The 19,798-nt window shown below is 74.7% G+C and carries 17 protein-coding genes and 1 riboswitch; of the genes, 8 read left to right on the top strand and 9 right to left on the bottom strand.

Translation table 11 applies throughout. The annotated features are described in order from the left end of the window. Nucleotides 1–217: 217 nt before the first annotated feature. The 4 genes from ACWC9T_RS12410 to ACWC9T_RS12395 all read left to right on the top strand — a co-directional run bounded on the left by ACWC9T_RS12410 (nucleotide 218) and on the right by ACWC9T_RS12395 (nucleotide 4,426). Complete coding sequence (locus ACWC9T_RS12410; RefSeq protein ID WP_449820990.1) at nucleotides 218–1,153, top strand: alkaline phosphatase family protein; 936 nt, start codon at nucleotides 218–220, stop codon at nucleotides 1,151–1,153. Between the two features lie 5 nt (nucleotides 1,154–1,158). After that, nucleotides 1,159–2,475, top strand: a complete 1,317-nt coding sequence (locus tag ACWC9T_RS12405) for an MFS transporter (RefSeq protein WP_449820989.1) — start codon at nucleotides 1,159–1,161, stop codon at nucleotides 2,473–2,475. A gap of 2 nt (nucleotides 2,476–2,477) precedes the next feature. Further along, the gene (locus ACWC9T_RS12400; protein WP_449821012.1) at nucleotides 2,478–3,503 is read left to right on the top strand and encodes a TolB family protein; all 1,026 of its coding nucleotides are present in this window, start codon (nucleotides 2,478–2,480) and stop codon (nucleotides 3,501–3,503) included. Between the two features lie 95 nt (nucleotides 3,504–3,598). Then, entirely contained in the window at nucleotides 3,599–4,426 is an 828-nt protein-coding gene (locus ACWC9T_RS12395) for a hypothetical protein (protein WP_449820988.1), read from the top strand. Here ACWC9T_RS12395 and ACWC9T_RS12390 read toward each other — a convergent pair. Continuing rightward, complete coding sequence (locus ACWC9T_RS12390; RefSeq protein ID WP_449820987.1) at nucleotides 4,405–5,361, bottom strand: EamA family transporter; 957 nt, start codon at nucleotides 5,359–5,361, stop codon at nucleotides 4,405–4,407. The genes ACWC9T_RS12395 and ACWC9T_RS12390 overlap by 22 nt on opposite strands. 128 nt (nucleotides 5,362–5,489) lie before the next feature. Between ACWC9T_RS12390 and ACWC9T_RS12385 the strand changes: the two genes are divergently transcribed. Then, nucleotides 5,490–6,002 (top strand): MarR family winged helix-turn-helix transcriptional regulator, encoded by a 513-nt coding sequence (locus ACWC9T_RS12385; protein ID WP_449820986.1) that lies wholly within the window; start codon nucleotides 5,490–5,492, stop codon nucleotides 6,000–6,002. Between the two features lie 459 nt (nucleotides 6,003–6,461). Here ACWC9T_RS12385 and ACWC9T_RS12380 read toward each other — a convergent pair whose 3' ends face one another. Further along, entirely contained in the window at nucleotides 6,462–7,118 is a 657-nt protein-coding gene (locus ACWC9T_RS12380) for a class I SAM-dependent methyltransferase (RefSeq protein ID WP_449821011.1), read from the bottom strand. A 120-nt stretch (nucleotides 7,119–7,238) separates the two neighbouring features. On the opposite strand from ACWC9T_RS12380, the gene ACWC9T_RS12375 reads away from it, so the two are divergent. Beyond that, nucleotides 7,239–8,102 (top strand): serine/threonine-protein kinase, encoded by an 864-nt coding sequence (locus ACWC9T_RS12375; RefSeq protein WP_449821010.1) that lies wholly within the window; start codon nucleotides 7,239–7,241, stop codon nucleotides 8,100–8,102. A 235-nt stretch (nucleotides 8,103–8,337) separates the two neighbouring features. Here ACWC9T_RS12375 and cpt read toward each other — a convergent pair whose 3' ends face one another. The 7 genes from cpt to ACWC9T_RS12340 form a co-directional block, all read right to left on the bottom strand. Then, nucleotides 8,338–8,880 (bottom strand): chloramphenicol phosphotransferase CPT, encoded by a 543-nt coding sequence (gene cpt / locus ACWC9T_RS12370; protein WP_449820985.1) that lies wholly within the window; start codon nucleotides 8,878–8,880, stop codon nucleotides 8,338–8,340. 40 nt (nucleotides 8,881–8,920) lie between these two features. Beyond that, entirely contained in the window at nucleotides 8,921–10,288 is a 1,368-nt protein-coding gene (locus ACWC9T_RS12365; RefSeq protein WP_449820984.1) for a cobyrinate a,c-diamide synthase, read from the bottom strand. Nucleotides 10,289–10,298: 10 nt separating this feature from the next. Beyond that, nucleotides 10,299–10,904, bottom strand: a complete 606-nt coding sequence (cobO, locus tag ACWC9T_RS12360; protein ID WP_449820983.1) for a cob(I)yrinic acid a,c-diamide adenosyltransferase — start codon at nucleotides 10,902–10,904, stop codon at nucleotides 10,299–10,301. 6 nt (nucleotides 10,905–10,910) lie between these two features. Then, the gene (locus ACWC9T_RS12355; protein ID WP_449820982.1) at nucleotides 10,911–13,061 is read right to left on the bottom strand and encodes a putative cobaltochelatase; all 2,151 of its coding nucleotides are present in this window, start codon (nucleotides 13,059–13,061) and stop codon (nucleotides 10,911–10,913) included. Beyond that, nucleotides 13,058–14,596, bottom strand: a complete 1,539-nt coding sequence (locus tag ACWC9T_RS12350) for a cobyric acid synthase (RefSeq protein ID WP_449820981.1) — start codon at nucleotides 14,594–14,596, stop codon at nucleotides 13,058–13,060. Before ACWC9T_RS12350 ends, ACWC9T_RS12355 begins: the two co-directional genes overlap by 4 nt. Before the next feature lie 73 nt (nucleotides 14,597–14,669). After that, a complete protein-coding gene (locus ACWC9T_RS12345; RefSeq protein ID WP_449820980.1) occupies nucleotides 14,670–15,758 on the bottom strand; it encodes a cobalamin biosynthesis protein in 1,089 nt (362 codons plus the stop codon). A gap of 98 nt (nucleotides 15,759–15,856) precedes the next feature. Further along, nucleotides 15,857–15,999, bottom strand: a riboswitch (cobalamin riboswitch). 243 nt (nucleotides 16,000–16,242) lie between these two features. Then, nucleotides 16,243–16,440, bottom strand: a complete 198-nt coding sequence (locus ACWC9T_RS12340; protein WP_449820979.1) for a hypothetical protein — start codon at nucleotides 16,438–16,440, stop codon at nucleotides 16,243–16,245. 176 nt (nucleotides 16,441–16,616) lie between these two features. Here ACWC9T_RS12340 and ACWC9T_RS12335 point away from each other — a divergent pair, with 176 nt between their 5' ends. After that, nucleotides 16,617–17,741, top strand: a complete 1,125-nt coding sequence (locus tag ACWC9T_RS12335; protein WP_449820978.1) for an alpha/beta hydrolase — start codon at nucleotides 16,617–16,619, stop codon at nucleotides 17,739–17,741. 669 nt (nucleotides 17,742–18,410) lie between these two features. Further along, nucleotides 18,411–19,736 (top strand): hypothetical protein, encoded by a 1,326-nt coding sequence (locus tag ACWC9T_RS12330; protein WP_449820977.1) that lies wholly within the window; start codon nucleotides 18,411–18,413, stop codon nucleotides 19,734–19,736. Nucleotides 19,737–19,798: the final 62 nt, after the last annotated feature.

The raw sequence follows: 19,798 nt of genomic DNA, 5'->3' as shown, positions 1-19,798 counted from the left end.
CGGCCCTACGTTGACGGGCCCCCGTGATCCCACCACGCGCGGCGGAAGGGGTCAATCGCGGCGCGTGTGACATCCGCCGCCGGCCCGGCTGCTTCGTACGGGGAGCGCGTCGCAGCTGTTCGTCTGTTCTTCACTTCCCTTGTGCGGTACACGACATGCCGCGATCCTACTGTTCTCGGCGCTCCCGCCCCGGAAGCCCCGACAAACGGAGGACCCCATGGCCTTCGCACGACTCCGCTCCGCCGGCTCCCCCACCGCCGGCCCGCGCCCCACCCGTCGTCGCAAGCTCCGCCCGCTCACCGCCATCGCCACCGGCCTCGGCCTGGTCGCCGGCTCGCTCGGCCTGTGGGCCGCGGGCGGCAGTGCGGCCGCCGACACCGCGGCCGGCCTGCCCTCGCCCGACCACGTGATCGTCGTGATGCTGGAGAACCACGCGTACTCGCAGGTCATCGGCAGCTCGGCGGCGCCGTACATCAACGGCACCCTGGCGGCCGGCGGCGCGACGCTGACCCAGTCGTACGCGCTCACCCACCCCAGCCAGCCCAACTACTACATGCTGTTCTCCGGCAGCTCGCAGGGCATCGTCGACGACAGCTGCGTGGACGTCGGCGCGCTGCAGCAACCGAACCTGGCCTCCGAGCTGCTCGCCGCCGGCCAGACCTGGGCCAGCTACAACGAGGGCCTGCCCGCCCCCGGCGCCACCGACTGCCGCGTCGACAACTACGCGCAGAAGCACAACCCGTGGTTCGGCTTCGGCAACGTGCCCACCTCCAGCGCCTACGGCATGGACGCGTTCCCGACCGACTTCACCACCCTGCCCAAGGTCTCCTTCGTCATCCCGGACCTGTGCGACGACATGCACGACTGTTCGGTGGGCACCGGCGACTCCTGGCTGCAGACCAACCTCGACGCGTACGCCCAGTGGGCCAAGAACAACAACAGCCTGCTGGTGGTGACCTTCGACGAGGACAACAAGCTGTCGGGCAACCGCATCCCGACCCTGGTCTACGGCGCCCACGTCGCCCCGGGCAGCTCCACCGCCACCAACTACAACCACTACGACGTGCTGCACACCCTGGAGGACCTGGCCGGCGTCAACGCCCACGCCGGCAACTCCGCCGGGGCCTCCGACATCACCGGCATCTGGAACTGACGCCCGTGTACGTCGCGGACTCCCGCAGCTCCAAGGCCCCCGTCGCACCGGCCACCGGCCCGGTGCGGCGGGGCGCCCTGCGCGCCGTGCCGGGGGCGGTCATCGCCCTCGGCGCCGTCAGCATGGTCACCGACATCTCCTCCGAGATGGTCAGTGCCGTCCTGCCGCTCTACCTGCTCACCGGACTCGGTCTGTCTCCGCTCGGCTTCGGACTGCTCGACGGCATCCAGAACGGCTTCAGCGCCCTGGTCCGGCTCGTCGGCGGCCACCTCGCCGACCGCCGCGGCCGCGACGGGGCCGCCCGCCACAAGGTCGTCGCGGCCGTCGGGTACGGGCTGTCCGCGCTGTGCCGCCCGCTGCTGCTGTTCGTCCACGCCGTGCCGTTGATCGGCGCCGTCATCGCCGTCGACCGCACCGGCAAGGGCCTGCGCACCGCGCCCCGGGACGCGATGATCTCACTGGCCACCGAACCCGCCCACCGCGGCCGGGCGTTCGGCGTGCACCGGGCGATGGACACGGCCGGCGCCCTGCTCGGCCCGCTTACCGCCTTCCTGGTGCTGCGCCTCGCGGGCGGCCCGCTGCTCGCCGACGGCGGTGAACGGCACGGCTACGACGCCGTGTTCACGGTCAGCGCCTGCGTCGCCGCGCTGGGCGTGCTGATCCTGCTGCTGTTCGTACCGAACCGGCAACGCGGGGACGAGGCGTCAACCGCCGCCCCCTCGCTGCGCGACAGCCTCACCCTGCTGCGTCTGCCCGGACTGCGCCGGCTCACCCTGTGTGCCGTGCTGCTCGGGCTCACCACCGTCAGCGACTCCTTCCTCTACCTGCTGGTCCAGCGCCGACTCGGCCTGTCCGTCAACCTGTTCCCGCTGCTGCCGCTCGGCACCTCGGCCGCCTTCCTGCTGCTCGCCGTCCCGTTCGGCTCGCTCGCCGACCGGATCGGCCGCCGCCGGCTCTTCCTGCTCGGGCACGGGGTGCTGCTGCTGGCGTACGGGCTGCTGCTGTCCCCGCTGCGCGGGCTGACGGCGGTGATCGGCGTCCTGGTGCTGCACGGCTCCTTCTACGCCGCCACCGACGGGGTGCTCGCCGCCGCCGCGGCCGACACGGTGCCCGCCGAACAGCGCGGCGCCGGGCTGGCCCTGGTCGGCACCGGGCAGGCGCTGGCCCGGTTCGCCTGCTCGCTGCTGTTCGGCGCGCTGTGGAGCGCGGTGGGCGGCCCCCGCGCGCTGGCCTGGTCGGCGGGCGCGCTGGCGCTGTGCGTGGGCGGCGCGGCGGTGGTGCTGCGCAGGTCCGAACCCGTTGCCGCTGAGGAGAGTCCTTGAACCTGCAGAACCGGACCAGGCTAATCGTGCTGCTGGTGGCCGTCCTGGTGCTCGGCGCGGTCGGCACCGGCGCCGTCCTGTACGCCGCCGACCGCACCGCCGAGCGGGACCGCACCCAGGCCGGCGGACCGGCCGTCAACCCGGGGGTGGTGTCGCTTCAAGTCTCCTCGAACGGGCGTCAGTTGCTGTTCCGCAACATGGCCTGGGGCCCGCACCGGGACGAGATCACCACCGTTCCCGCCGACCGGCCGGACGGCCCGCGCACCGCCTCCGGCACGCAGTGCCTGCGCTTCCACGCCGCCGCCGGCACCGGCATCTGCCTGCAGGCCCAGCACGGCGCGCTGGAGGACACCTACCGCGCCGTCATCCTGGACGACCACCTGCACGAGCGGCGCTCGTTCCCCGCCGCCGGCATCCCCACCCGCTCCCGGGTCTCCCCGTCCGGGCACCTCGCCGCCTGGACGGTCTTCGTCAGCGGCGACTCCTACGCGGGCACCAACTTCTCCACCCGCACCTCGATCGTGGACGTGCGGGACTGGAACCTGCGGGAGAACCTGGAGGACTTCGCCGTCGTGAAGGACGGCCACCCGTACCAGGCGCACGACGTCAACCTCTGGGGCGTCACCTTCGCCGACGACAACACCTTCTACGCCACCCTGGCCACCGGCGGGCAGACCCACCTGGTCCGCGGCGACCTCGCCGCCCGCACCCTGACCACCCTGCACGACAACGTCGAGTGCCCCTCGCTCTCGCCGGACGGCACCCACATCGCGTACAAGAAGCGCGTCCCCGGCCTGCCCGCCGACTCCCCCTGGCGGCTGTACGTCCTCGACCTGGGCACGATGACCGAGACCGCGACGGCCGAGCAGCGCAACATCGACGACCAGGCGCTCTGGTCCGACAACGGCACCCTGCTGTACGCCCTGCCCGGGGACTACGGCGCCGACCTGTGGACCGTCCCGGCGGACGGCTCCGGCGGCGCCCGACTGGTCACCAAGGCTGCGGTCGCCCCCGCCTACCTGGGCTGAGGAACTCTGGGCTACGGTCCCACGTCGAGGGAATGTGACGTCCTGATCGAACATTCCGATCGAACGTCCTGATCGAAACGGGGGAGCGAGAAACCGTGGACGGCATCCCACCCGAGCGCATGGTGACCGACTCCTGGCCCGCCCTGCACGGCCGCCCGGTCCTGCGGCGCACCGTCGCCGTCGGGCTGGTGCTCGGCATTTCCGTCGCCGCCGCCCTCGTGGTGCGCGGCGTCAACGCGTTCACCGCCGACCAGGTCGGCCGGGAAACCGACCGCGACCGCGCCGAGCGCCTGGCCGGCCTCCACCCCTCCCAGCACCCGGGCGCGGGGCGGTACTACGTGCCGGTCAGCACGGTCTACACCCGGACGTCGGACGGGGCGCCGATCGCCTACCTGCACTACCGGCTCGGGGGCGGGAAGGACCCGGGGCTCGGGGACTTCCTGCGGACCTACGACCTCCCGGCGCCCGGGCCGGCCGCCCCGCTGCCGCCGGACCTCGCGGCGGCACTCGGCGGGGACGAGCCAGCCGAGGCGCCGGAGCTGCCGGAGTCGCCGGAGCCGTCCTCTTCGGCCACGGCCTCCCCGTCGGCGGTCGCTTCCCCGTCCGAGACCACCTCCGCACCCGTCGCCATCGCGGCGCAGCTGGCGGACGGCGGCTCCGCCGACCCGAGTGCCGACGCCGACGCGTCCGATGAACCCTCTGAGCCCTCGGCCGAGCCGGACGCCAAGGCCGGGGCCGGGGAGGGCAGCCCCTCCCCGGCCCCGGCCCCGCCGTCCACACCCACCTGGACGGCTACCCCAACCCCCGGCTGGACCCCTTCCGCCGTCCCCGTCCACCCGGCCGGCGCCCGCCGGATCTACGTCGCCACCATCCCCGGCGGCCTGCCGGGCGCCGCCGACATCTACATCCGCGCCACCGGCTGAGCCGCGCGCAGTACTTCGGACGAGGGCGCGAGGGCGGAGACGGGCGCGGGGGCGGGCGCCTGGCCCGCCGCGGCGGCCGGACGGCTCGGGGCCTGCCCGACCAGCATCGCGCCGAGCGCCAGCAGCAGGCCGAGCAGCTGCCAGCCGGTCAGGGTCTGGCCGAGGACCACCAGTCCGCCGGCCGTCGCCACCACCGGGTTGACCAGCCCCAGGAAGGACGTCGGCCCCGCGCCCAGGCGCTCGATGCCGCGGAACCACAGGACGTACCCGAGCGCGGTGCTGAACAGCCCGAGGTAGGCGAAGCCCGCCAGGTTGGAGGCGCTCAGGGCCGGCGGCGCGCCCTCGACCAGTGCCGCCAGCGGGACCAGGAAGACCGACCCGGCGAGCAGCTGCCACGCGGTGAGGTCGAGCAGGCTCGCCCCCTCGGGGCGGCCCCAGCGGCGGGTGAGCACGGTGCCCATGGCCATCAGCGCGATACCCGCGACCATCGCGGCGATCCCGAGGCCGTCCAGCTTCGCCCCGCTCTTGAGCACCAGCAGGGCCACCCCGCCGACCCCGACCAGCCCGGCGAGCAGCGCCCGCCGTCCGGGCCGGACACCGAGCACCCCGATCGAGAACCCGGCGACGAGCAGCGGCTGGATCGCCCCGATGGTGGCCGCGACACCGCCGGGCAGCCGGTACGCGCCGACGAACATCAGCGGGAAGAACAGTCCGATGTTGAGCATCCCGAGCACCGCCGCGCGCCCCCACCAGCGCCCCTTGGGCAGTTTGCGGCCGATCAGCAGCAGGAGCAGCCCGGCCGGCAGGGCCCGCAGTGCGGCGAGCAGCAGCGGGCGGCCTTCGGGGAGCAGCTGGGTGGTGACCAGGTAGGTGGTGCCCCAGGCGGCCGGGGCGAGTGCGGCGGTGGCGGCGATCGCGGCGCGCTTGCGGTCCATGGCGTTCCCCTCAACGTTGATTATCTGAACGTTGAGATATTTCTACGCCCAGAGATCAGTGAACGTCAAGTATGTGAATGTTAAGATATCTGCAACGACAGCGACCGGCCGTAGAGAGGCGGACCACCATGCAGCAGCGCGACACCGTCGACGACATCGCCGAGCAGTGGAGAAGGGTCGACCCCGGCCTGGACCTGGAGGCCATGGCCCTGATCGGCCGGCTCCGGCGGCTGAACGTCAGGGTCGACAATGCCCTGCGCGAGTACTTCGCCACCTGCGGCCTGGACTCCTCCGAGTTCGACGTCCTGGCCACCCTGCGCCGCTCCGGCGAGCCCTACGAGCTCAACGCCCGCGCCCTGCTCAAGTCCGCCATGGTCACCTCCGGCGCCATCACCAACCGGGTCGACAAGCTCTCCGCCAAGGGCCTGGTCGAACGCAACCCCTGCCCGGACGACCGCCGCGCCGTCCTGGTCCGCCTCACCCCGGCCGGCAAGGAACTGATCGACGCCATCCTGCCCGGCCACCTGGAGAACGAGGAGCGCATCCTCACCGCACTCGACACCGATGAGCGCGCCCAACTCGACACCCTGCTACGCAAACTCCTCGTTGCCCACCGCGACACCGAACCGCTCCTCGGCTGAGCCGCTGTCAGTGCCACGTGCCATGCTGTCCGGCAGTACCACCGGTACGAGGGGGCAGGGCAATGATCGAGCAGGCAGCGCGACAGATCGCCGAAGGCATCGTGGCCAAGGCGCCCGAGGGCTGGACGGAAGCCGTGCTCGTCGGCGAATCGGGCCCGGGTAGCACCTCGTTCTCCGGCTCCGTCACCACCGCTCCGCCACGGCGGACCTCGTGCCCGTGCGAGGACTGCTCGTGGAGCCCCTGCGGGTCACGACTCACCTGGTCTGCCGCGCCTGCTCCGTCGCCGCCCGCCCCCGCCGCCGCTGCCTGGACTGCGGAAAGCTGGCCGATTCGAAGTCCCCGCTGGACGGCCGCGAGGACGTCTGCATGGGCACGGTGGCGATCTACACGCGCCTCCGCTGCGCCGCCTGCTTACGCGCCGACCCGCTCAGCGGCACCCTCGGTGCCCAAGGCGCGGGTCAGAGCTGGGCGATCAGCGCGTAGCGCTCGTCGTGCACCGGGCCTCCCCACAGCGCCGCGTCCCCGCTGAGCGGCTCGATGCGCAGCTCCGTCACCAACGGGCTTACCGCTGCCGTGAGTTCCTCCGCCCCGACGCCGCCGCCCCACGGCAGGTGCTCCGCTCCCGCGACGTACGGGGCCGCCTGCTCGCCCGCCTCGCGCCACCGCCCCTCGATCAGCGCCAGCCGCCCGCCGGGCCGGAGCAGCTGGACCCAGGAGCGCAGGGCCTGTTCGGGGTCGGGGAGCGTCCAGATCAGATGGCGGCAGAGCAGCACGTCGAAGCTCCCGTCCTGAAACGGAGGTGCACCCGCGTCACCCACCAGGAACCGCCCCGCCACCCCGGCGGCCGCTGCCTTCTCCCTGGCCCGCTCCACCATCTGCGGCGCCAGATCCACCCCGGTCACCCGATGCCCGTCGGCTGCGGCGAGCACCGCCAACGAGCCCGTCCCGCACCCGGCATCAAGCACATCCGCAGGCGCCGACGGCAGCCATCCCCGCACCCGCCGCGCCCACGCCTGCCGCGTCGGTGCCGTCCGCAACCCGTGATCCGGCTCGTCGTCGAAACCCGACGAAGCCGCGTTCCAGTAGTCGGCAATGGCCCGGCTGGAGTCAGTCATGCCGGCCATCATCGCAACCAGCACTGACATCCGGTCCGGCTCAGCTCAGCGGGGCAGCGGCCACCCCGAACTCCCGGCAGATGGCGGCGAGCGCCTCCGCCGGATCGGTGGTGTCCGACCATCGGCGGCTACCAGTTCCTCGGCCGGATCGGCTCCGGCGGCATGGGCACGGTCTACCTCGCCCAGCGCCAGGGCTCCGCGACCCAGGTCGCCCTGAAGACCATCAACCTTGAACTCCTCGACGACGCCGAGCTGTTGCGCCGCTTCCAGCGAGAGTCCGAGGTGCTGGCCATGGTCCCCGGCGCCTACACCGCCCGGGTGCTCGACGCGGGCGTGGACGCCGGACGCCCGTACCTGGCCATGGAGTTGCTGGACGGCCGCCCGCTGGACGTCCACCTGCGCGAGCAGGGGCCGATCCGCTCCGCCGAGGCGCTGCGCGCCCTCGCGCTGGCACTGGCAGTGGCGCTGTCCGGGGTGCACCGACTCGGGCTGGTCCACCGGGACCTCAAGCCCGCCAACATCATGCTGACCACGGCCGGCCCGCGCCTGCTGGACTTCGGCATCGCGGCGATCGTGGACGGCACCCGGCTCACCGCCGCCGGCGGCGGGCCGGGCACCCTGACGTACATGGCGCCGGAGCAGTTCGGCGACGAGCGGGTCGGCACGGCCGCCGACGTGTGGGCCTGGGCGTGCTGCGTGGTGTGCGCGGCGCACGGCGCCAGCCCGTTCGCGGCGACCAGTACGGGCGCGGTGATCCGCCGGATCGTGGAGACCGGGCCCGAACCGGCCGCGCTGGCGGCGGTCCAGGCCCTCGACCCGGCGCTCGCCGCGGTCGTCACCCGCGCCGTGGCCCTGGACCCGGTGCAGCGCCCGGCGGACGGCACCGCCCTGCTGGCGGCGCTGGCGGCGGCCCAGCCGACGGCGCCGGACCCCGCGGGCGTCCACGACCAGATCACCCGGGGCTGGCAGACCCTCGCGCTGTAGCCCCGGCCCGCGGGTTCGCTACTCCCGGCCCGCGACCGTCACCTCGGGCTCGTGCCGCACCGGGAAGTTGACCGAGTCGGCGATGAAGCAGGCCCGGTGCGCCTCCGCGTGCAGGGCGAGCGCCTTCTCCGCCATCCCCGCCTCGGCGACCAACCGCAGGAGGGCGGCCGCGCGGGGCTCAACGCGGCGCGGTCACCCGGCGGGGCTCAACGCGGCGCGGTCGTCCGAGTAGGGATCACTCCACCGCGGTCACCCGATCGATGATCAGTCGGGCGCACTCGTCCGCCGAGGCCTGCGAAGTGTCCACGACCAGGTCGTACGAGACGCCCCGGTGTACCGACTCGGCCTGCGCGGCGGCCATCCCGGCGACCCGGTCGCCGCGTGCGGCCTCCCGGGCGGCGGCCACCGCCGGGGCGCAGCGCACGCCGACCCAGAGCACGTCCAGGCCCTCCAGCGCCGTCCGCCAGCGCTGCTGCGAGGCGGCCCCGCCGAGGAACACCTCGTCCACCACGATCCGCGCCCCGGTCCGTGCCATCGCCGCGACCCCGACCGTCCAGGCAGCGTCCAGCGCGGCGAAGGCCGGCCCGACCTCGACCGTGCCGTTCCCGTCCTCCAGCCCGCCGATGCCCTCGCCGCCGGCCAGCAGCCGCGGTGGCAGCGCGGAGACCATGGTGTCCGCGCCGAGGTGCAGCCACGGCTCAGGCAGCAGCTCCTGCAGGTGGCGGGCGATGCTCGACTTGCCGGAGCTGGAGCCTCCGTTGAGGACGATCACATGCATGCGCGCATCGTAGGGGCGGGCGCTCGGCGAAGCAGCCGGATTACCGGCCCGCCCGGTAGGCCGCCGCCGAGGCCGCGAACGAGGAGGCCAGCGTGGGGGCGCCGGCCCAGTGCAGGTGCAGGTAGGAGGCGTGCACAGTGCCACCCGTGAAGCCCTCGGTGCGCGGGCCGGTCGGCAGGTGCCAACCCCAGGCGGGGAGTTCGCCCGCGCCCGGCTCGCAGACCGTCCGGTGGAACTCGTGCCCGCGCAGCCGGGTGCCGGCCGGGGCGAGCGGGGAGTCGTGCAGGGCGACGGCCTCCCGGTAGCCGAGGGTGAGCCGTTCGGTCATCCGGGACGCGGTGTCCAGCACCCCGCACATCGGCAGGCCGTCCAACTCCCGCCCTAGGTACAGCAGTCCGGCGCACTCGGCGGCGATCGGACCTCCCGAGGCGGCGAACCGGGCGATGGCCCCGCGCAGTTCGGCGTTCCCACTCAACTCCCTTACGTACAGCTCCGGGAAGCCGCCGCCGATGACCAGACCGGCCGTCCCCTCGGGCAGCTCGGAGGCGTGCAGCGGGTCGAACGGGAGCACCTCGGCACCCGCCGCGCCGAGCAGTTCGGCGTTCTCGGCGTAGGAGAAGGAGAACGCCGCGCCGCCCGCCACCGCGATCCGCGGCCGCCCGGCCACCGGTGCGACCTCGGTGGACGGGTCCCACGGCTCGGCGTCCAGATCCGGCGCCGTGCGGGCGAGTTCCAGCAGGGCGTCCAGGTCGACCGAGGAGGCGACCAGCTCGCCCATGTCCGCGACCGCCTTCAGCGCCTCCGCCGAGCGCTCCACCGCGGGGATCAGCCCGAGGTGCCGGGACGGCGTGGCGACCGCCGCCGAGCGGCGCAGCGCGCCCAGCACCGGGACGCCGGAGCCCTCCTCCAGGGCCTCGCGCAGGAGTTGCTCGTGCCGGTCGGAGGCGACCCGGTTGAGGATCACCCCGGCCAGGCGGACCTCCGGGTCCCAGGAGGCGAAGCCGTGCACCAGCGCGGCCACCGACCGGGACTGCGAGGAGCCGTCCACCACCAGCACCACGGGCGCCCGCAGCAGCTTGGCGACGTGCGCCGTGGACGCCAGCTCCCCGCGTCCGGAGGCTCCGTCGAACAGGCCCATGACCCCCTCGACCACCGCGACGTCCGCCCCCGCCGCGCCGTGCAGGAACAGCGGCGCGATCCGCTCCGGCCCGCACAGGAAGGCGTCCAGGTTGCGGCCCGGGCGCCCGGCGGCGAGCCCGTGGTAGCCCGGGTCGATGTAGTCCGGGCCGACCTTGTGCGGGGAGACCGCCAGCCCGCGCGCGGCGAGCGCCGCGATCAGGCCGGTGGCGACGGTGGTCTTGCCCGCGCCCGAGGAGGGCGCGGCGACGACGAGGCGGGGGATGGTCACGGGCGCAGGCTCACCACTCGATACCGCGCTGGCCCTTGCGGCCGGCGTCCATGGGGTGCTTGACCTTGGTCATCTCGGTGACCAGGTCGGCGAATTCGGTCAGCGGCTCGGGCGCGTACCGGCCGGTGATCACGACGTGCTGGCTGCCCGGGCGGTCCTTCAGCACGGAGACCACCTCCTCCGGGTCGATCCACCCCCAGTGCATCGGGTAGGTGAACTCGTCCAGCACGTAGAAGCGGTAGGTCTCGGCCACGAGGTCGCGCTTGACCTGCTCCCAGCCCTCCTTGGCGGCCGCCTCGCTGTCCATCTCCATCTCGGAGGAGCGCTGGATCCAGGACCAGCCGGAGCCCATCTTGTGCCAGTCGACGGTGCCGCCCTCGCCGGAGGCGCCGAGGACGCGCAGCGCGTTCTCCTCGCCGACCTTCCACTTGGCGGACTTCACGAACTGGAACACCCCGACCGACCAGCCCTGGTTCCAGGCCCGCAGCGCCATGCCGAACGCGGCCGTGGACTTGCCCTTGCCGGGGCCGGTGTGCACGGCGGTGATCGGCAGGGTACGGCGCTGACGTGTCGTCAGGCCGTCGTCGGGAACGCTTTCGGGAACACCCTTGGGCATGTCGGCTCAGGCCGCCTTTCGCATCGCGGTGGTTGCACGGTTCTCGGAACGGTTCGCAGGCCGGTTCGCGGAGCGGTTCTCGCGGACGAGCGAGGCCACGCCCTCGGCGCGCAGTTCGTCCAGGCTGACGGCGCTGCCGCGGAGCAGCCCGGCCAGCGTACGGGCCAGGCCCAGCCGGACCGGTCCGGACTCGCAGTCCAGCACCACGCTCGCGGTGCCCTGGGCGGCGAACAGCGCGGCCGCGCGGTGCGACCGGGCGAGCGCGTCCCGCCCGCCGGTGGCCCGGCCGTCGGTCACCACGACCAGCAGCGGGCGCCGGTTCGGGTCGCGCAGCCGCTCCACCCGCAGCACCTCGTGCGCCCGCAGCAGGCCCGCGGCCAGCGGGGTCCGCCCGCCGGTGGGCAGCGACTCCAGCCGGGCCGCGCCGACCTCGACCGAGGAGGTGGGCGGCAGCGCCAGCTCGGCGCCGGCGCCCCGGAAGGTGATCATGCCGATCTTGTCGCGGCGCTGGTACGCGTCCATCAGCAGCGACAGCACCGCGCCCTTGACGGCGGTCATCCGCTGCCTGGCCGCCATCGAGCCGGAGGCGTCCACGACGAACAGCACCAGGTTGGACTCCCGCCCCTGGCGCACCTGTTCGCGGAAGTCGTCCTTGTGCAGCACCAGCGCCCGGCCGTCCCGCCCGCGCGCCACCTGGTGCGGCGCGGCGGCCTGCAGGGTGGCGGTGAGGTGCAGTCGGCTGAGCGTGCCCTGCGGCCGCCGGGCGCGGATGGTGTGCCCGCCGGAGGTCTCGGCGGGGGAGCGGCGGCCCTGGGCGCCGTGGCCGGTGCCCCGTACGGTGAACAGCCGGGTCCGGTACGGATCGCCGGCAGCGACCGGTGCCGACTCCCGGGAGGGGGAGGGGTGTTGGGCCGGTACGGGCGGCTGCGCGGGCGCCTCGGCGTCCGAAGCGTCCGACACGTCCGAAGCGTTCGAAGGGGTGTCCGCGGCAGTGCCGGAAGCGGCTGCCTCCGGGCCGCCGTCGAACGGCTCGGGCGCGCCACCGCCGTCGGGGCCGCCCCCGTCCGGTCCGTCGCCGTCGGGACCGCCGTCCGGACCCGGGCCGTCACCCGGGCCGTCACCCTCGGGCTCCGGGGCGTCCGGCTGCGCGTGCTCCTCCAGCGTCCGGTCCAACTGCTCCTCGTCCAGCCCCGGAGCGTCGAAGGGGTTGCGACGCCGCCGGTGCGGCAGGGCCAGCTGGGCGGCCTTGCGGACGTCCTCCTCCAGCACCTCGGTCCGTCCCGCCCAGGCGGCCAGTGCGACCGCCGTGCGGGCCATCACGATGTCGGCGCGCAGCCCGTCCACCTCGAACGCCGCGCAGACGGCGGTGATCTGACGCAGCGCCACATCCGTCAGCTCGACCTTGGGCAGCAACTCCCGGGCGGCGGTGATGTGTTCGGCGAGCTCCCGCTCCTCCGCCGCGAACCGCGCCGCGAAGCCGGCCGGGTCCGCGTCGTACCCGAGCCGGCGGCGGACCACCTCGGCGCGCTCGGCCGGGTCCCGGGTGGCGGCGATCTCGACGGTGAGGCCGAAGCGGTCGAGCAGCTGCGGTCGCAGCTCGCCCTCCTCCGGGTTCATGGTGCCGACCAGCAGGAAGCGCGCCGCGTGCCGCACCGACACGCCCTCGCGCTCCACGTACGAGCGGCCCATCGCGGCGGCGTCCAGCAGCAGGTCCACGACGTGGTCCTGGAGCAGGTTCACCTCGTCGATGTAGAGCACCCCACGGTGCGCCTTGGCGAGCAGTCCGGGCTCGTACGCCTTGACGCCCTCGGCGAGCGCCCGCTCCAGGTCGAGCGAGCCGACGATCCGGTCCTCGGCCACGCCGACCGGCAACTCGACCAGCTGGGAGGGGTGTCGCGAAGCGGACGGATCGGTGTGCGGCCCGTCCGGGCACTGCGGGTCCGGCGCGGCCGGGTCGCAGGCGAAGCGGCAGCCGTCCACGGTGGCGATGGAGGGCAGCAGCCCGGCCAGCGCGCGCACCATGGTCGACTTCGCGGTGCCCTTCTCGCCGCGCACGAGCACGCCGCCCACGGCCGGGGAGACCGCGTTCAGCAGCAGCCCGAGCCGAAGGTCGGCCATGCCGACGATCGCGGTGAACGGATAGCGGACGTCGGTCATGCGTCACTCCCAGGTGCTCCGGGGGCCAGGAACGGCAGCGATCCGGCCGCCGGCACCCCGCCCTCGATCAGCTTCCACAACGCGTCGGTGTCCGCGTGCTCCTCGATCAGGTCGCCCAGCCGGTCCAACCGGGCCTCGCGCGCGTCGGCGAAGCAGGTGTCCGGCGCCGGCACGAATGCGCGGCCCGCCAACTCGGCGATCTCGCGCAGGAGTTCGCGGCGGAAGCCGTCGTTCTCCAACGCGCCGTGCCAGGTGGTGCCCCAGACCGAGCCGACCCGGCAGCCGTCCAGGCTCTGCCCGGTGTCATCGGAGATGAACCCGTCCCCGCCCTCGACCGCGATCACCCCGTGGTGGATCTCGTAGCCCTCGACCCGCTGCCCGTACGCCTGGCCGACCGGCCGGGCGAGCACCTTCTCGGCGCCGAAGCGCACCCGGGTCGGCAGCAGCCCGAGTCCGTCGACGACGCCCGCCCCGGACTCCACCTCGTCGTCGATCGAGCGCGCCAGCATCTGGTACCCGCCGCAGACCCCGAGGATCGGCAGCCCGGCCGCCGCCCGCGCCTTCAGCGCCGGCTCCAGGCCGCGTTCGCGCAGCCAGGCGAGGTCCGCCACGGTGGCCCGGGTACCGGGCAGCACGACCAGGTCGGCGTCGGCCAGCTCCTCGGGCCGGGTCGCCCAGCGGACCAGCACGCCCGGCTCCTGCGCCAGCGCGTCCACATCGGTGAAGTTGGACAGCCGGGGGAAGCGCACCACGGCCACCCGCAGCACGTCCGCCCCGAGCGGTCCGCGGCCGTCCACCCGGTCCACCACCGTCGACAGGTCGAGCGAGTCCTCGGCGTCCAGCCACAGCCCCGGCAGCATCGGCAGCGTGCCCAGCACCGGACGGCCGGTCAGCCCGTGCAGCATCTCCAGCCCGGGCGCCAGCAGCCGCGCGTCGCCGCGGAACTTGTTGACGAACCAGCCGGCCACGTGCCGCTGGTCCTCGGCCGACAGCAGCGCCAGCGTCCCGTACATCGCCGCGAACACCCCGCCGCGGTCGATGTCGCCGACCACCACGACGGGCAGCCCGGCCGCGGTGGCCAGGCCCATGTTGGCGATGTCGCGGTCGCGCAGGTTGATCTCGGCGGGCGAGCCGGCGCCCTCGCAGACGACCACGTCGAAGCGGCGGCGCAGGTCCGCCAGGCACTCCAGGGCACGTTCCAGCAGGACGGGCTTGCGCTCGCGGTAGTCCAGTGCGCCGACCTCGGCCACCGGCTTGCCGAGCAGTACCACCTGGCTGCGGCCGTCCGCGCCGGGCTTGAGCAGCACCGGGTTCATCGCCGCCTCCGGCTCCACCCGGGCGGCCTGCGCCTGCATCGCCTGGGCGCGGCCGATCTCGGCGCCGTCGGTGGTGACGAAGGAGTTCAGCGACATGTTCTGCGCCTTGAACGGCGCGACGTGCACGCCCTGGCGGGCCAGCCAGCGGCAGATCCCGGCCGTCACCACGCTCTTGCCCGCGTCCGAGGTCGTCCCGGCGACCAGCAGCGCGTTCCTCATCCGCCCACCTCGCTCCGCTCGGCAGGCACTTCGCACAATCCGCACCTGTCGATGGTTCGCTCGCTACGCTCGCTCACGCCCTACCCCTTCGCATAAGAAGCCGCAGCAGGACGTGGCCCGCGACCGTCGTACCCAGCGCCAGCGCGCCCACCCGCCGGGACAGCGTGCAGGCCCGCTCGATGTCGTCCACCGTCACCGGCCGCAACTCCTCGCCCAGCACCGGCCGGTGCTCCACCCGCTCGCGTGGCTCCGCACTCGCCTCCGGGCGCTCCTGACCCGGAGCCGACGTTCCTCGCTCCGACGCTCCCTCCTGCGTCGGTCGCCTGTCGCTCGTCGCTTTCGGCTCCGGCGCGCCCTTCGGCTCGTGCGGGTACCGGAGCGTCCCGCCCAGGCGTACGCCCACCGCGCCGGCGAAGGCCGACTCGGCCTGGCCCGCGTTCGGGCTCGGGTGCGCGGAGCCGTCCCGGCGCCAGACCCGCCAGGCGGTACGGGGTTCGGGCGCGGCGGCCACCGTCAGCAGCGCGGTCAGCCGGGCGCCGGGCCAGCCGGCGACGTCGTCCAGCCGGGCCGAGGCCCAGCCGAAGCGGGCGTAGCGGGGCGAACGGTGGCCCACCATGGCGTCCAGGGTGTTCACCGCGCGGAAGACCAGCAGCCCCGGCGTGCCCGCCAGAGCGCCCCAGGCCAGCGCGTTCACCACGGCGTCGGCGGTGTTCTCGGCCACCGACTCGACCACCGCGCGGGCGATCTGCTGCCCGTCCAGCGCGCTCGGGTCCCGCCCGCACAGGTGCGGCAGCCGCTCCCGGGCGGCCGTCAGATCGCCTGCGGCGAGCGAGCGGCCGATGGTGCGCGCCTCCCGGGTCAGCGAGGTGCCGCCGAGCACCGTCCAGGTCGCCGCCGCGGCCAGTGCCGCCCGGCCCAGCGGACGGCGGCCCACCGTACGGTCCAGGGCCAGCGCGCCGGCCGCGACCGCGCCCACGCACAGCGCCGTGTACGCAGTCCCGGCCGCGCGGTCGTCGCGCCACAGGCGGCGCTCCAGGCGGGTCGCGGCGGTGCCGAAGAGGGCGACCGGGTGGCCGCGGCGGGGGTCGGCGAAGCGGGCGTCGGCGGCGTAGCCCGCCACGGCGCCCAGCGCGAAGGCGGCGGCGCGGGTCAGCGGGCGCACGGCGGCGGGCAGCTCGGAGCCGGACGGGGCGGGGCAGCCTGCATCGCGTGCGTGTCCTCACTCAGGGTCCGCGCCCTGGATCGACGTACCGGGGGCGAGAGTCTCCTGGCTTCCGGGTCGGACGCACCCCCGGAGCCTTCCAGCAGCCTGCCAGCAATGACTGACGGCCCGCCGTGGCACCTTCCGAGCGTGCTCCCCGGTGACAGTGGCGGGACCGCGCCGGACTCGCACCGGCTTCCTCTCCATGCCTCCGTTTGGCCCAAGGATCCCATCACGCGGCCGATCCGCGCGTCAACCGAGGTCACGGAGGGGTTGGTCACACGGTGTACCGGGTGTCGTGCTGTGCGATCGCCCAGCGCGGTGGAGGCCTCGTCAGCTGCGCTTCGCGTGTTCGGCGGCTGGGGCGCGCCGAGGGCCGCACCTACCGTTCGGTGTCGTGCGCCGCAGAAAGGCCCCCGTCGCCGCCCCGCCCCCGGTGCCGTTCTCACCCGAGGCCGCCCGCGCCCACCGGGTCGGTCTCGACCTGACCCCGGAACAGGTCGCCGAGGGCGTGCGTCTGGTCCGGGTCCCCGTCCCCGAACCCGACCTGGCCGCCGTCCTCCCCGTCCTCCAGCAGGAACACCACGTCCCCCACCCACTGGGGCACCCCCAGCGGCCCCCGCACCCCTGCCGCGCCCCTCACCCCCCGGTTCTGGCACCTCCTCGCCGCCCGGCAGACGGCCATCCCGGTGTGACGATCCCCTTTCCACTTCTGCTCCCGCATGCCCCGGACGGCCCAGCCCGGTGGCCGGGGGCGCGGGGCCCCGGTGAACTGGTGTACGAACACCGTCCGGTCCGTGGAACAGAGCGGGGAACGATATGCGCTGGGGAACCGCAGCCGTTGTGGTGGCCGTCGCCGTCGGGGCCGGGGTCGTCGTGGCGATCGGCCGCCGGGCCTCCGAGCGGATGGTCCGTCCGGGGGCGGGGACGGGGACGCCCGTGGAGGAGGAGTCCCGGCCCGTCCTGGTGCTGACCCTCGCCGCCGGCCGGGTCACCTTCACCCGCCGCCCGGAGAGCCTGCGGCGGGGCCGCTGGGCCGTGGAGTGGGAGGACAACGGGCACGCGGTGGTCGAGGAGATCCTGCACAGTGACGAGCAGGGCGTCACCCGGCGGCTGGTCCGCGCAGACCGGGGCGTCCTCACGCCCGGCACCGAGGTCCGCTTCACCCCCCGCGTCCTGCTCGGCGACCCCACCGAGGCGCTCGGCCTCTCCTTCGCCGACACCAGCGCCGACGGTGAGCTGGGCCCCCTCCCAGCCTGGCACCTCGGCGGCAAGCGCGGCACCTGGGTGATCCTGGTCCACGGCACCGAGGCCGACCGCCAGCAGACCCTGCCGGTCCTGCCGGTGCTCGACCGCCTCGGCCTGCCCGTCCTGGCCGTCACCTACCGGGGCGACGAGGGCGCCCCCGCCTCCCCGGACGGGTTCAGCCACTTCGGCGCGACCGAGTGGCGCGACATCGAGTCGGCGATACGGCTGGCGCTCGACCACGGCGCGGTCCGGGTGATCCTCTACGGCTGGTCGCTGGGCGCCACCACGGTCCTGCACACGGCGGCCCGCTCGGCCTGGGCCCACGCCATCAGCGGGCTGATCCTCGACTCGCCCGTTCTCGACCTCCCCGCCTCCGCCCGCCGCGGCGCCGTCCGGGCCGGCTTCACCGGTGTCGCCGCCGAACTGGGCGCCCTCGCCGCCGAGGGCCGCACCGGGGTCGACCTGGCCGACTTCTCCCGCCTCGCCGAGGGCGCGGACCTGCACGCCCCCACCCTGGTGCTGCACAGCCCCAGCGACCGGATCGCGCCCTTCAGCACCGTCCAGCGCCTCGCCGCCGCCCGCCCCGACGTGGTCAACCTCCAGACCTTCCCGGGAGCCGACCACGCCGCTCTGTGGAACTCCGACCCCGACCACTACACCGAACTCCTCCGCCGCTGGCTCACCCCCCTCCTCTGACCCGGTCGGGGCTCACCTCAGGGCCAACATCGGCCCTGAACGCGAGAAGTCGACCCACCCGACTACTCGCGCGGCAGCCCCGCCCCCGTCACCGTCGCCCCGGGGCGGTTGCGGGTTCTCCCCGCGGCCCGCGGGCGCCCGCGCGGACCCTGTTCGATTCGCTGTCCGGTTCACGCCCGCCCGCCGTTCCCGCCCGCGCACCAGAAGTCGGCCCCGCCGAGTTCTGGTGCCGAACCCCCACCCGCTGGCACATGCCGCCTGGCCGGATTCCCACCAGCCGCGACCCCGCGCACCCCCGGCCCGACACGCGGCGTGACTGCGCGAGCGAGCACCGCGACGGTCCGGCGCAGCCCTGGCATGACCCCGCCACACGTTTCCGGCCAGGCGGTTTGCCTCTGTTGCCCGATCTTGCGGAGGTGCCGTCCCCGGTCGCCCGGACGCACGGACAACCGGATGTGACAGAAGGCCGGTGCAAGGGGAAGACTGCTCAACGTGACGTCTCGGAACCCGCGCGACCGTGATGCCCCGCTCCCGCCGACGATCGGTACCGGTGCGACGGTGACCCGTCTCCCCGGTACGGCCCACCGACCCTCCGGCGGCAGGCCGGGCGGGGCCGGTGTACCCCGGCGGCGGGGGCCCGCGCCGGCGCCCGGGCGGGGCCGGGTTCCCATGCCGGAGGGCTTCCCCGCGCCGGCCGAGCTCGCGCCGCTGGCCCGCCGGATGCTGGTGGACGCCGTCCGGATCGCCCGCTGGGCCGGTGAACTGGACGAGGTCGACAAGCGTGGCGAGCTGCTCCCGGAGGACGCCCGTGCGGCGGGCCGGGCGCTGGCCATGACGGTCGGCGCCGCCGCCAAGGCCTGGGGGCAGGCGCTGCTGGTCGGACTGGTGGAGGCCAGGGACGGCGGGGCCGGCCCCGGCTGGCGCCTGCACGCCTGGGAGCACGACGACGAGGCCGTGGTGCGCGGCTGGTCCGGGCTCTTCGACGCCTGGACGCTGCTCGCCCCGGTGCCGCCCGCCGCGCTGCGCGGCGTGTTCGCCGTGCTGGCCGGGCAGGCCGTGGACCAGGCCCCCCAGCTGCTGTCCTTCCTGCACCTGGTGGACGGCCCGGTGGCCGAGAGCGAGCTGCTGGAGCTGCTGCGCCGCGGCCTGGACGAGCGCCGGGTCGGCGCGGCCCTCGGCGGCCCGGGCATGTCGCCGGTGCCGCACGCCGCCTCGGCCGTCTCCGCCGTCCGCGGCACCTGCCGCGAGCCGCAGATCGACACTCCGGCCGCGCCCTCCGACGTGGCCGCCGTCCTGGACTGGATGCTGGACGGCCTGACGGCGGTCGGCGCCGTGGTGCGCCGGAACGATGCCGCCGAGCTGTCCCCGCTGGGCCACTGGGCGGTGCGGGCGAAGCTGGAGGAGATCTGCACGGTCGCCCAGACCGCGGCCGGGCACATCGAGCAGAGCGCCTTCGAGCTGCTGAACGCCTGCGCGGACTACTCGCCGGGCCCGGCCCGGGCCGAGTTCCGCGCCTGGGTGGCGGCCCGTCCGGCGGACCGAGCGGTGGCCGAGCTGCTGGAGGCCGCCCAGGGCGACGACGCGTTGGTGCGCGGGCTCGCCTTCGAGGCGCTGCGGGTGGCCGGCGGACCGGCCGAGCAGGCGGTTCGTGCCTCGGTGGACGAGCCGGTGCTGCGCCCGTACGCGCTGCTGTGGCTGGCGGAGCGCTCGGACGAGGGCGTCTCCCCGGCGGACGTGCTGGGCGCGGAGGACGCGGCCTGGCTGTGGGTGGACACCGCGGCCGCAGTGCTGGACCACGGCGAGACGGAGCTGCTGGTGGGCCACGTCGAGGGCGCCTCGGCGGGCGACCCGGTGCGGCTGTTCGCCCGGGCCCGGCAGTCGGGGCACCCGCGGGCGGCCTCGGTGCTGACGGCGGTCTCGGGCGTGCACCCGGACCCGGGCGTGGCCCGGGCGGCCCGCCGCTCCGCCTTCAGCGTCCACACCGGCGGCGCGTAACGGACACGGAAACGAGGAAGGGCCCGGAACCACCAGGTTCCGGGCCCTTCACGCATCACGGG

This window comes from Kitasatospora sp. NPDC001159, from assembly GCF_053598235.1.
Note: the sequence above shows the minus strand (reverse complement) of the source record. Positions and strands in the feature narration are given on the sequence as shown.